The 12918-nt window shown below is 54.8% G+C and carries 10 protein-coding genes; 2 read left to right on the top strand and 8 right to left on the bottom strand.

All coding sequences use genetic code 11. The annotated features are described in order from the left end of the window. Positions 1-82: 82 nt before the first annotated feature. The 4 genes from ACT3R4_RS15510 to ACT3R4_RS15495 all read right to left on the bottom strand — a co-directional run bounded on the left by ACT3R4_RS15510 (position 83) and on the right by ACT3R4_RS15495 (position 3584). The gene (locus ACT3R4_RS15510) at positions 83-1159 is read right to left on the bottom strand and encodes a porin (RefSeq protein ID WP_441680247.1); all 1077 of its coding nucleotides are present in this window, start codon (positions 1157-1159) and stop codon (positions 83-85) included. 264 nt (positions 1160-1423) lie between these two features. Continuing rightward, on the bottom strand, positions 1424-2167 hold the full coding sequence (locus ACT3R4_RS15505) for a ProQ/FINO family protein (RefSeq protein WP_442353503.1): 744 nt from the start codon (positions 2165-2167) through the stop codon (positions 1424-1426). 53 nt (positions 2168-2220) lie between these two features. Continuing rightward, positions 2221-2760: a dihydrofolate reductase gene (locus ACT3R4_RS15500; protein WP_441680250.1), complete on the bottom strand. Its 540-nt coding sequence runs from the start codon at positions 2758-2760 to the stop codon at positions 2221-2223. Then, positions 2757-3584, bottom strand: a complete 828-nt coding sequence (locus tag ACT3R4_RS15495; RefSeq protein ID WP_441680251.1) for a thymidylate synthase — start codon at positions 3582-3584, stop codon at positions 2757-2759. Before ACT3R4_RS15495 ends, ACT3R4_RS15500 begins: the two co-directional genes overlap by 4 nt. Positions 3585-4517: 933 nt before the next feature. On the opposite strand from ACT3R4_RS15495, the gene ACT3R4_RS15490 reads away from it, so the two are divergent. After that, the gene (locus ACT3R4_RS15490; RefSeq protein ID WP_496201231.1) at positions 4518-5552 is read left to right on the top strand and encodes an IS110 family transposase; all 1035 of its coding nucleotides are present in this window, start codon (positions 4518-4520) and stop codon (positions 5550-5552) included. Between the two features lie 1344 nt (positions 5553-6896). Here the strand turns inward: ACT3R4_RS15490 and lgt are convergent. From lgt to ACT3R4_RS15475, 3 genes are read right to left on the bottom strand one after another with little or no spacing between them, the layout of a single operon-like run. Continuing rightward, on the bottom strand, positions 6897-7685 hold the full coding sequence (lgt, locus tag ACT3R4_RS15485; protein ID WP_441680225.1) for a prolipoprotein diacylglyceryl transferase: 789 nt from the start codon (positions 7683-7685) through the stop codon (positions 6897-6899). A 56-nt stretch (positions 7686-7741) separates the two neighbouring features. After that, positions 7742-8539 (bottom strand): sulfite exporter TauE/SafE family protein, encoded by a 798-nt coding sequence (locus ACT3R4_RS15480; RefSeq protein WP_441680223.1) that lies wholly within the window; start codon positions 8537-8539, stop codon positions 7742-7744. Next, the gene (locus tag ACT3R4_RS15475; RefSeq protein WP_441680222.1) at positions 8536-9711 is read right to left on the bottom strand and encodes a response regulator; all 1176 of its coding nucleotides are present in this window, start codon (positions 9709-9711) and stop codon (positions 8536-8538) included. Before ACT3R4_RS15475 ends, ACT3R4_RS15480 begins: the two co-directional genes overlap by 4 nt. 140 nt (positions 9712-9851) lie before the next feature. On the opposite strand from ACT3R4_RS15475, the gene ACT3R4_RS15470 reads away from it, so the two are divergent. Then, positions 9852-10613, top strand: a complete 762-nt coding sequence (locus ACT3R4_RS15470) for an NRDE family protein (protein WP_441680228.1) — start codon at positions 9852-9854, stop codon at positions 10611-10613. Between the two features lie 10 nt (positions 10614-10623). On the opposite strand, the gene ptsP is transcribed toward ACT3R4_RS15470, so the two are convergent. Next, positions 10624-12885, bottom strand: coding sequence for a phosphoenolpyruvate--protein phosphotransferase (gene ptsP / locus ACT3R4_RS15465; protein ID WP_441680226.1), 2262 nt, complete (start codon positions 12883-12885; stop codon positions 10624-10626). Between the last annotated feature and the right edge of the window lie 33 nt (positions 12886-12918).

The raw sequence follows: 12918 nt of genomic DNA, 5'->3' as shown, positions 1-12918 counted from the left end.
AAAAAACCGGCCTCCAAAGAGGCCGGTTCTATTAGGTCTGCTAGGCAGATTACTCTTAAAGCAAGGTTATTAAAAACCGGGCTTAGAAGAAGTAACGAACGCCTGTCAGCCAGTATGCATCGTCAGTCAGGTTATCAAACTGCTGACGTGTGCTGTCGTTGCCAGCTTTGGCATCGTTATCGTTAACTTCCAGGAATACGTCCATAGCACTGGAAACTTTGTAGTAACCACCCAGAGACCATGCTTTGCTGCTGTCCTGGCCGTCACGGTTGATGTTGTAGAAGTCACCCGTGAATGCCCAAGGACCGGTGGCATAAGTAGCACCCAGACCAACCGTGTTGTAGCCATTTTCGTCATTCACGCCCATGCTATCTTTGTAGCCTTGGTCGCCATTATTCTGACGGTTCTCATAGCCTAAGCGTGCAGAGAACTGGTCGGTGAACTCGTACTGACCGATCAGGCCGTACATCATTTTTCCGTTACCACCGCCACGACGTACGTCTTCAACAAAACCCAGACCTACAGTAACAGGGCCTTGCTCATAACGAACACCACCTTGCGGCGCTAAAACGTTACCTTGCTCAGTAGTTTCTACGCCTTCAACCAAACCACGCTCGCTGTAGTTTTTCAGCTGCAGGAAGGCAGTGAAACCAGACAGTTCAGGCGTGTAGTAACCAATAGAGTCGCCGCGCGACTGCTTGCCGCTACCAGCGAAGTGCAGGCCATTGTTGATGTAAACATCGAACGGGCTGGAAACGAACTGCAGGTAGAAGCTATCGAAGTTACCAGCTTGGAAGGTACCGTACTGCTGGCTCTGAATACCCAAGTAGCTCTGACGCAGTTCGTCAAAACCGTTGCCAGCGTCTTCTTTGCTGTTAGCTTTGAAGCGCCACTCAAGACGACCAAATGCAGTCATGTCGCTAGTGATCGCCTGGCTCATGCGCAGACCAAGACGCGAACCAACGTTTACGAAGTCACCGCTGCGGTTGATACGCTGGCCTTCGTCGTTGTACTTAACACCGCCGCCTTCAACACCCAGACCGATACGGCCATAGATGTCCAGCTTGGTGCCGTCCTGGTCATATACAGTAGCTGCTTGAGCGGCAGCCGTGGCGCTCAGGGCACCGATGATAGCAGTCGCTAAAAGTGTCTTTTTCATGATATAGGTTCCTTAACTAGCTTACTGTTTCGATCGTAGCTGCCGGGCTTATATGGGCCTTCAGCAGTTGGCTTGCGGGCCGTACTCGTTTTCTCATCCTCTGGTTTTTCCCAGTGGTATGTGGCACGTCCTCGAACAAACCTTGTTATAGTCCAATGCTCGCACGTCAAACTCTATACCGGGATTTCAGTTAACGCAATAAAAAAAACAGTGTTTTTTTATGAAATAAGCAATTTCAAGGAACCCCACCAGCGTAATCAGGTCTCAGCGCGCTTTGAACCTTTGTTGCAGGTCTTTTAATTTATCTTCCATGCTCAACGGCTTCTCTTGCCTAACTTTATCCGCCTCTTCACCCTTGGCCTGGATGGTTTGCGTCGTTATCGTCGGTGTTGATAGGTGGGCACTCTTTTTTTCTAAAGGCTTTTTTTGTGGCGTGTGTTGTACACGCTCTGTTGTCTCTACTCTTTTTTGTTTAGCCTTCCGTTTCTCCGCAGCGTGCAAAGCTGCTTCTTTATCTACCTTTCCGGCCAACTGGCCATCCAGGTCAATACGCTCCCCCCCTTCCCGTACCGATTTTAAATAACGTGGCAAATTCACGTAATTAGCCAAGGCGCGGCGAATCAGTTTTCCTGACCAGGGCTCACGCGCTGCCAGATCTTGATGAATACCGACTTTTAAGGGCTTCGTATGGCCTTTGAAAAAGGTATTCGGGTAACGCTGATACCACTCTTTTAGAAGGGCATGAGGCGACGGTGGCTGCGCTTCATGAGTAGCCAGGGCTTCAGCGTCATCGGCTTCGGGATTTGGCCCAACCGCAGGCTGAACCAGCGTCACTTGTTCTGCGCCTTCATGCACGCCATCCGTACTTGCTTGTTGACTCGGCACGCTAGTGTCGTCGAGCGTTTGTTGCAGCGTAACTGCTTGCGCTGCGAGCTGCTCTTTTAACTGCGCGTTCTCCCGCCGCTGGGCTTGCAACTCTACTTGGGTCTGCTCAAGGCGCGACTCCAAACTGTCTAATAACTGCATTACGCTGGCGGCCATACCTTCTCCTTTGACCTTTTTTAGTCAGCAGTGCGCTCATAAACTACAAAATCGTACGCTGGCTTGCCATCAGCAGGCATTCCAGCCACACGCTGCACTTCCCGCCACTCATCTGCTGCCAACTCGGGGAACGCAGCATCACCTTCCACTTCAATATCCACTTCTGTGATGTAAAGCCGCTGTGCGAATGGTAGCGCCTGGCGGTAAATCTCTCCGCCCCCCATCACCATAATTTCTTCAGCCGCATCAATCGTTGCCTGCTGGTCTGCCAGAGCCAACGCGGCGGGCAAGTCGTGGCAGACGCGGACACCATCGGCTGCGAACTCTTTATTATGCGTTACGACTATATTAAGCCGATTCGGCAGCGGCTTACCAATGGAGGTATACGTTTTGCGCCCCATTACCAACGGTTTCGCCTGAGTCATACGTTTGAAGAATTTAAGATCTTCCGGAAGATGCCAAGGCAGCTTACCATCCACACCAATAACACGGTTTTTGGACATTGCTACAATCATGGCAACAGGGACTAAGGGTTCAAATTCATTGCTGGTAAGGCTCATACCGCTACCTTGGCTTTTATATGAGGGTGGGCGTCATACGCTTCGATGTGAATATCATCAAAAGTAAATGCAAATAGATCATTCACCTCAGGATTCAGCACCAGCCGAGGCGGTACTTTCGGCTCACGCGTGAGCTGCTCTTTCGCTTGCTCAAAATGGTTGCTATAGAGATGTGCATCCCCCAGCGTATGAATAAACTCTCCCGGCTCAAGCCCCGTTACCTGCGCCACCATCGCCAACAGTAGCGCATAGCTTGCAATATTGAACGGTACACCAAGAAAAATATCGGCACTGCGCTGGTAAAGTTGGCACGAAAGGCGCCCGTTTGCTACATAGAACTGAAACAGACAGTGGCAAGGCGGCAGTTTCATTTCATCAACCTGAGCAGGATTCCAGGCGGAGACTATCAACCGGCGCGACTGTGGTGTGGTACGAATTTGCTTCAATACGTTGGCAATTTGGTCGACGCTGCCTCCTTTAGGGTCGGGCCAGCTGCGCCATTGATAGCCATAAACAGGGCCAAGATTGCCGTGTTCATCCGCCCATTCGTCCCAGATGCGTACACCGTTTTGCTGTAAATAGGCAATATTGGTATCGCCTTTCAGAAACCACAAGAGCTCGTGGATAATAGAGCGCAAATGCAGTTTTTTCGTCGTTATCAGTGGAAAGCCGCGTGATAAATCAAACCGCATTTGATGACCAAACACCGAGCGTGTGCCCACCCCGGTACGGTCGTTGCGGTCTACGCCATGCTCCAACACAGTGCGCATTAGATCCAAATACGGCTGTTCAAGCGCAGGTTGCGCGCCGGCATTCATCGTCATATTTGATGTAGGCGTGGTAACAGTCACAGAGTTTCCAAAATTGCAGGCTATATAGAGGCGTATTCTAGGCCGCTTGGCTGCGAGGGTCTAGCGCGAGGGATTAATGGCTGATGAAGCATTCGCAAGGCGTAAGGAACAGCGCCCATTGGTACCTCGCTCACCTTGGCACCGCTGCGCGGTGCTTCCGCGCCGGGCCGCCGCTGCGGGTGCGCTGCGCTTACCACGCGCTACAAATTCATCTAACGCTTTGATTATGCAAATGTAGCGCGTGGTAACGCGTCGTGAGGAACGAACGGCAAGGCACCCGCGGGAGGCGGCGGTACGGCGCCCGTTGGGCACCTCGTTCGCCTTGTCACCTCTCTGCACTTGGCACCGCTGCGCGGTGCTCTCGCGCCGGGCCGCCGCTGCGGGTGCGCTGCGCTTACCACGCGCTACAAACTCACCTAACGCTTTGATTATTTAGGTGTAGCGCGTGGTAATGCGTCGTGAGGAACGAACGGCAAGGCACCCGCGGGAGGCGGCGGAACGACGCCCGTTGGTACCTCTCTGCACTTGGCACCTCTCTGCACTTGGCCCTCGCTGCATCTTGGCACCGCTGCGCGGTGCTCTCGCGGGTGCGCTGCGCTTACCACGCGCTACAAATTCATCTAACGCTTTGATTATGCAACTGTAGCGCGTGGTAACGCGTCGTGAGGAACGAACGGCAAGGCACCCGCGGGAGGCGGCGGAACGACGCCCGTTGGCACCTCGTTCGCCTTGTCACCCCTCTGCACTTGGCACCTCTCTGCACTTGGCACCGCTGCGCGGTGCTCTCGCGGGTGCGCTGCGCTTACACAATGGGATGGACTCCTCCTCACCCTACTCCGGCGTCTGTGCGCCATACTGATAGGTGGGTTGGACAACTATCAGCGTTGAGAGTCAGGAGAAGCCCCTATGAACATTAGTCGAGTAGGTGTTGATATCGCAAAGTCTGTTTTTCACGTTCATGGCGTTGACCGACATGAGCAACCTCAGTGGCGAGGCAAATACACCCGTGCCAAGTGGCTCGATGCGGTTTGTCGCCGTGTTCCCCAGGGCGCGATCATTGGCATGGAAGCATGCGCCACAGCGCATTACTGGGCACGTCAGCTCCAGGCACGTGGCTACCAGGTCAAGCTGGTGGCTGCCCAGTTCGTAAAACCGTACGTCAAGACGAATAAAAATGACCGGGCCGATGCTGAAGCGATTTGCGAAGCCCTCGGCCGACCCACGATGCGCTTCGTGGCGATAAAATCGGTTGAGCAACAGGATGCTCAGGCTACCCACCGAATCCGGGAAGAACTCATCAGTCAGCGGACGGCCAAGGCCAACCAGATCCGTGGTCTGGTCGGGGAGTATGGCTTGATTGCTCCCACGGGTATCCAGCAATTGCGGCGGGCGCTACCACTTTGGCTGGAAGATGCCTCTAACGGGCTCAGTGACCACTTTCGTCACTTGCTGGCGGAGTTGGCGAACGACTTACGCTACCTTGATGATCGTGTAGAACAGTTAACCACGGCCATTGAAAAACATGCCAACACCGACCCCGTTGCCAGGCGTCTGATGACGCTGCGCGGCATTGGTCCCATTACCGCCAGCGCTCTGGCCGGTGTGCTGGGTGACGGCACTATCTATCAACGTGGACGCGACTTTGCTGCGTCATTGGGGCTTACCCCGCGTCAGCACAGCACGGGCGGACGAGAGCGCCTGCTGGGGATCAGCAAGCGAGGCAACGGGTACCTGCGCAAGCTGCTGGTGCATGGCGCACGATCCGTTCTCCGTTATGCGGTAACGCAGGAAGACGGTCTGAGTCAATGGATCAAACGGCTTGCCATGCGAAAGCATCGCAACGTCGCGATTGTGGCGCTCGCCAACAAGACGGCTCGCATGGCGTGGGCCATCACGCGTCACCAGGTGCCGTATGATCCAGAACTGGCAGCGGCCGCTTAGTCACATGAAAGCACCATGAATATTTAACCTTTAACCCGGTGTTCCCACCACCCCGATTGCAATACCACAAGAGAGATGGCGAACAGGTCGAACCGACGTCGGGCCATACCGTGTAGCGCGTAGAGCATCAAAGCTCGTTTACGCTGAGGGTACCCGACGTGCGAATAGCCCATTAAGGTCCGATGTCCGTGTGTCAGGCATCCTTAACGAGACCGAATATACGCTCGCAGTCGACATAGCCGCCATGACCTTTTGTGCTTGCAAGCGAGGAGGAGTCCATATACGCGCTACAAATTCATCTAACGCTTTGATTATGCAACTGTAGCGCGTGGTAACGCGTCGTGAGGGACGAACGGCAAGGCACCCGCGGGAGGCGGCGGAACGACGCCCATGGGTACCTCTCTGCATCTTGGCACCGCTGCACTTGGCACCGCTGCGCGGTGCTCTCGCGGGTGCGCTGCGCTTACCACGCGCTACAAATTAGCTAACGTTTTGATTATTCAAATGTAGCGCGTGGTAACGCGCCGTGAGGAACGAACGGCAAGGCACCCGCGGGAGGCGGCGGAACGACGCCCATGGGTACCTCTCTGCATCTTGGCACCTTTCTGCACTTGGCACCGCTACGCGGTGCTCTCGCGGGTGCGCTGCGCTTACCACGCGCTACAAATTTATCTAACGATTTGATTATGCAACTGTAGCGCGTGGTAACGCGTCGTGAGGGACGAACGGCAAGGCACCCGCGGGAGGCGGCGGAACGACGCCCATGGGCACCTCGTTCGCCTTGGCACCTTTCTACATCTTGGCACCGCTGCGCGCTGCTTCCGCGCCGGGCCGCCGCTGCGGGTGCGCTGCGCTTACCACGCGCTACAAATTCATCTAACGCTTTGATTATGCGACTGTAGCGCGTGGTAACGCGTCGTGAGGGACGAACGGCAAGGCACCCGCGGGAGGCGGCGGAACGACGCCCGTTGGCACCTCGTTCGCCTTGACACCTTTCTGCACTTGGCACCGCTGCGCGGTGCTCTCGCGGGTGCGCTGCGCTTACCACGCGCTACAAATTAGCTAACCTTTTGATTATTCGGGTGTAGCGCGTGGTAACGCGCCGTGAGGAACGAACGGCAAGGCACCCGCGGGAGGCGGCGGAACGACGCCCATGGGCACCTCATTCGCCTTGGCACCTCTCTGCATCTTGCCATCTCTCTGCACTTGGCACCGCTGCGCGGTGCTTCCGCGCCGGGCCGCCGCTGCGGGTGCGCTGCGCTTACCACGCGCTACAAATCCATCCAACCTTTTGATTATTCGGGTGTAACGCGTCGTTACTGGCACTTACTTCACCAACAACATTTAAACCTTGGCATCCACCGGTTGCGAGCGTGACCATGCCATAAGGACTAATCCTAGCGCGATCATGGGCACCGTCAGCAACATTCCCATGGTGACCCATCCGAATGCCAGGTAGCCAATATGCGCGTCGGGCATGCGGACAAATTCAACCAGGAAGCGGAATGCGCCGTAACCGATTAAAAACAGCCCTGAAATGAACCCTCGCGCGCGGGGTTTGGCAGATACCCACCACAAAATCACAAACAGCACCAACCCCTCAAGTAGGCCTTCGTAAAGCGCTGAGGGATGGCGTGGCTCTGGCCCCATCCCGGGGAACGGCATCCCCCACGGCAACGATGTTACTCGCCCAGGAAGCTCATGGTTAATAAAGTTGCCTACTCGACCAGCGCCCAAGCCAATGGGTACCAGTGGGGCAATAAAATCCGTCAGGGTAAAAAAGGCAAGCTGCTTGCGGCGTGCAAACCACCAGGCTGCCAGCAGCACACCGAGCAATCCGCCATGAAAGCTCATGCCGCCATCCCACACACGGAAGATCCATAGCGGGTCAGCCGACCACTGTCCTAAACCGTAAAAAAGTGCATACCCCAGCCGCCCACCAGCGACCACACCTATCGCACAATAGAATATCAGGTCACCAATATCGTCTTTAGTAAGCCCTATCCGAGAAGCTCGCCGACAGCCCAACCACCACGCGGCGATAAACCCCACGACATACATAAGACCGTACCAATGCACTTGAAGCGGCCCAAGGGAGAACACCACAGGGTCAATTGCTGGGTAATTCATCATTGAAATACTCTAATTACGGAGGAGGAAGAAAGTCACTAAGGCCATTACTGCACTAATTAAGCCAAAACGAAGCGTAGACCGACCACAGCCAACAGCAGCGCAAAGCACAACCTTAATACATGCGCAGGTAACACATGGGCCAGGCGGACGCCAACACGCGCAAACGGTACACTAGTGACGACAATGCCAAAAAAAGCAGGCCACATCACAAACCCGGTAGCCCAGTTAGGCAACAGCGGATGCCCCCACCCCATTACCATAAAGGTAATGGCGCCCACTAATGCGATAGGCAGCCCGCATGCAGCAGAGGTACCTACGGCTTGTGTCATGGTTGCCCCACACCGAGACAACCATGGTACCGTCATTGCGCCGCCGCCGATGCCAAATAAAGCGGATATGGCGCCTACTATACCGCCGGCCACGACCATCGCAAATTTGCCTGGGGCAATAGAGCCAGGCTTGGGCGATAGACCAAAAACCATCTTGGTTGCTAACAGCAGAACAAAGATGCCAAAGAGTGTGCCCAATACGCCACCCGAGAGACTCCCCGCAATAAACACGCCGCCAATGGCGCCCACCATCAAACCCGGAAGCAACGCTAGAAACCAAGGGCGATAAATACTTCCTTGACGAAAATGCCCCAGCGCAGAAGAGGCCCCGGTGATGACAATAGTGGCCAACGACGTGCCTACGGCAAGATGCATGGTGATCTCTGGCGGTATGTTTTGCAGGCCAAATGCAAAAACCAGTACCGGAACGATGATAAGCCCACCACCGACACCAAAAAGCCCCGCCATCGTACCTGCCGCCGCGCCCAAGGCTAAGTAACCCAACAAGATAGTCATCACACTCATTGGCCAGGCGCCTTGTGTGGGCTATCGGGCAGCCATTTGGAAATCATTCCCAGTAATTTTTCAGGTTGATATGGCTTGGTGAGCAAGTCATTCATGCCTGCTTTTTTGCATTCGGCAATGCCTGCGTTGTCCGCATTGGCCGTTAGCGCAATCAGGATGCTAGGGCGCTTTCCGCTTGCCTGTTCATAAGCCCGCCAGCGCCGGGTGGTTTCCAAGCCATCAAGAGTAGGCATAAAAATATCCATAAAGACTAAATCAAACGAGGTAGATTGTTGGCGCTCAAGCGCTTGCTCGCCACTGCTTACGCCCTCGACCTCTAACTCGTGAACTTCCAGCATTTGCCGCGCCAGCATCAGGTTAACCGGACCATCATCAACCACAAGAACGCGTAAAACGTGGCTTGATACTGTATTGGCAGATGTCACGTCGTTCTCATTAACACGTTGATAAACCAGATTGGTCAGCAGCGTGCGCACATCAGCCAAGTGCTCACGGATATCCACGACCTGACGACGACACTGCGAACACTCGTCACTTTCCAGGATGCGTCCTAACTGCTCATCCAGGTCATCAGTTTCACGCTGAAGCAGTGTTAAATAACCTGATTTTAAACGTGACTCTTCTCGCGCCCGGTTACGCCCGGCAACAAGCTGCTTTAGCTGCTGCTGTTGATGATGAATATCATCCAACAGTGCCTGATCTTCTTTTACTTGCTCGGTGGGGTGGTGTGATCGCTGAGCGCTTTCAATATAGCGCCCAAGCCCTGAAAACATTTCATTCATTTGGGCCAAGCGTCTCAGCGGTCGAACAGGTGCCCTGTTGAGTTCAGGTACGGTGTGCTTTTTGTCAGGCAACATTTTCAAGACACTAAACCGCAGCGACTCACTATGCCGTTCAAGCTCGTCCAGCTCCTGTATAAAATAGGCTTCTTTCTGCTTTGTACGTACTTTAACCAGCATCAGAAAGGCGGATACATTCATGGAGCTGCCCAATAGCAGTGCAAGCGCCACCCACAAAGTGGTACTCCATGGCGCCTGTGTAGGCGACATCCACCAAACGGCGAGCCCAACCAGCATGCACAGCACGACTAGCGCGGCCTGAATAAGTAACATTGGCCAGAGAGTAGGCCAAACGATGATGTTCCAGAAATGCTCTTCGCGATTGCGTTGCATGCGTTCGCGCCTTCCTGATTGGCTAGAGACAATTCACCCCGATGAGATGATGAGTGTTACGTTACTCGCACAAGTGTACGACTATGCCCTTAAGCTGTCATGCTGAGCGTGTCGATAATGACCAATGCCGAGGACTCACTATGTGCTTGATGGCATTCGCCTGGCAACCTGGCACAGCGCTGCCCTTACGCTTGGCAGGTAATCGTGATGAGCTTCATGTCCGGCCGACGGCGCCTTTAGACTATTGGGATGACGCCCCCTCCCTTTTAGGCGGGCGCGACCTTGAAGCAGGCGGCTCATGGCTTGCTGCCACACGAGGCGGTAGAGTCGCGGCGCTTACCAATGTACGCGACCTTGCGATGATGACACCTCCCGACGCACCCAGCCGGGGCGAACTTGTCGCCAATGCGCTCCAGTGCAGCAATATTGAGCAGTGGCTAACCGACCTTGCTCACCATAAAGCTCAACGCTACGCAGGGTTTAATTTGTTAGTCGCCACCACAGACCGGCTTTGGTATCTCCATCATGGTCAGCACGGCATTACGCTCAGCGATGTGCCGCCCGGCGTGCATGGCCTTTCCAATGCGGAATTGAACACTCCCTGGCCAAAAGTGCAAAGCGTGCGAGAAGCACTAGCGCAAAGCTCGCTGGATAATTGGCGCTCTCCGTTGGGCCAAGCGCTGCATAACACTCAACGAGCGCCGGACGCCCAGCTACCCAAGACAGGGGTTGAGCTTGCGCTAGAGCGAAGGCTTTCTGCCGCGTTTATTCTGGGCGAGACTTACGGCACTCGCGCCACAAGCTGGTTAACGCTTGATCACCAAGGCCATATAAACATCACCGAGCAACGCTTTGGGCCCATGGGTCGTTTCAAAGGCGAAACGACCCTGGCCATATCGTGAGGCAGCAGCGTTAATCGCGTGGAGGTAACAGGTGCGAAAGCTGCCACTCGTCCATGCGCTTATTGAGATGCTCGTGTACCTGGAAAGGCGTGTCCAGGCCCATGATCTCAGCCAGCAGCGCTTTGGCATCATGAAGTGTCACGCGCCGAATGGCCGCACGCACTTTGGGTAAACTGGGGGCGTTCATTGAAAGCGTGTTAAACCCCATGGCCATTAATAACAGCGCACCCGCGGGGTCACCGGCCAATTCGCCGCATAACGAAATGGGTTTATTAAGCCGCTTGGCATCCTGGGAAAGCTCCTGCAGGGCGCCTAAAAGTGCCGGATGCATTGCATCATAAAGGCTGGAAACCCGTGCATTGTTACGGTCAACCGCCAGCAAATACTGGGTGAGATCGTTACTGCCCACAGAGAAAAAGTCGACCCGCTTTGCCAGCGCATCCATTTGATAAATAGTCGCTGGCACCTCAATCATCACGCCCACTTTGGGACGCTTTATGATGATGTCCTCTTCCCCCAGTTCGATAACCGCGCGATCCAATAGTCGCAGCGCCTCATCCACTTCCTCGACATTGGTAATCATCGGGAAAAGCACAGAGAGGTTGTTTAAACCATGAGAAGCCTTCAGCATGGCACGCAGCTGCACCATGAGCACTTCAGGATGATCCAGCGTTACCCGCATCCCGCGCCAGCCTAGAAAAGGATTGGCCTCTTCAATGGGGAAGTAAGGCAGGTCTTTATCGCCCCCAATGTCCAGCGTCCGCATCACCACGGGCAAGGGCGCAAACCCTTCCAGCTGCTCGCGATACATGCGCATCTGCTCTTGTTCGCCAGGGAAGCGCTCCGTAATCATAAACGGCACTTCCGTACGATAAAGCCCCACACCCGCAATACGGCTTTTGAGCAGTGTGGTGGCGTCTACGGCCAGCCCCGTATTGACCATCAGCGGCATTTCATGACCATCCGGGGTCGTACTGGGCAGGTCCTGCTCATGCTCCAGAAGCTCGCTTAACGCTTGTTCATCCGCAATTAAGCTTTCATAACGCGACGTCAACTCAGCCGACGGACGAACAAACAGCCGTCCACGGTGACCGTCCAACACGACCGGTGCGCCACTTAAGCGTGGCAAGGGTAAATCCATCATGCCCAGCACCGTGGGGATCCCCATAGCACGGGCGACAATGGCAACGTGCGATGTACCTGAACCTCGCACAGAAACCAACCCTTTGAGCTTCTCTCGCGGCACTTCACCCAACATGGCGACACTAATTTCATCGCCCACTAAAATGGCATTATCGGGGTAGGTTTCAGGCGTTGAAGGCGCCCCCTCTTGCAAATGGGCCAATACCCGGCGGCCTAAATCACGAATATCCGCAGCGCGCTCGCGGAGATAATCGTCATCTACCCGCTCCAGATATTGAACGTGGCGTCGCACTACATCGGCAAGCGCACCCGGCGCCCACTGCCCTTCACGAATACGCTTTTCAACCTCTTCAGAAAGGGCTGCTTCACCCAACATCTGCTGGTAAACATCAAAAAGCGCCAGCTCCTGGGAGGAGATTCGGTTGACTAGACGCTCGGCCGCTGCACGAATTTCATCGCGAGTTTTACCGATCGCCTCTTTTAAACGCGCAATTTCATACGCTTCATTATTGGGGATTAGGTCTGGCACGCTATTAAGGTCAGCCGGTGGCGTAATAACGACCACCTCGCCCATGGCAACACCGGGCGACGCTGCGACCCCTTTAAACATGGTCTGCCCGCCCGGTAAGGCAGGCCGCGCAAGGTTACCCGTTGCCAGCGCATGAGCCAGCACGCCTGCCAACTGAGCGGCCATGGTGACCAGGAAGGCTTCATCTTGATCATCATAGCGGCGTTTTTCAGCCTGCTGAACAACCAGCACACCCAGCATATGGCGCTGGTGAATAATCGGCACGCCTAGAAAACTGGAGTAGCGCTCCTCACCGGTCGATTCAAAATAGCGAAAATGCGGGTGAAGCCGTGCATCTTCCAGGTTCAATGGCTCGCTGCGCTTGGCCACTTGGCCCACCAGCCCCTCCCCTAACGGCAGCACAACGCGCCCTACCGCTTGAGTACGCAGACCAATCGTTTCCATTAAAACGAGCGACTCAAGCTCTTTATCATAAAGGTAGAATGAGCACACATCGGTCTGCATGGCCTTGCGGATACGACGCACCATCGTCGACAGCGCGGCGTCCAGGTTGCGTGCACCGTTTACTTCCTGAATAACACGACGCAATACCTCAAGCATGGACGTTTTACTTTTCACATTGTTTGCCTCGCT

Source organism: Halomonas sp. AOP7-E1-9, assembly GCF_052376035.1.
Lineage (GTDB): Bacteria > Pseudomonadota > Gammaproteobacteria > Pseudomonadales > Halomonadaceae > Vreelandella > Vreelandella citrativorans.
This window is presented reverse-complemented; position numbering and strand designations above follow the sequence as displayed.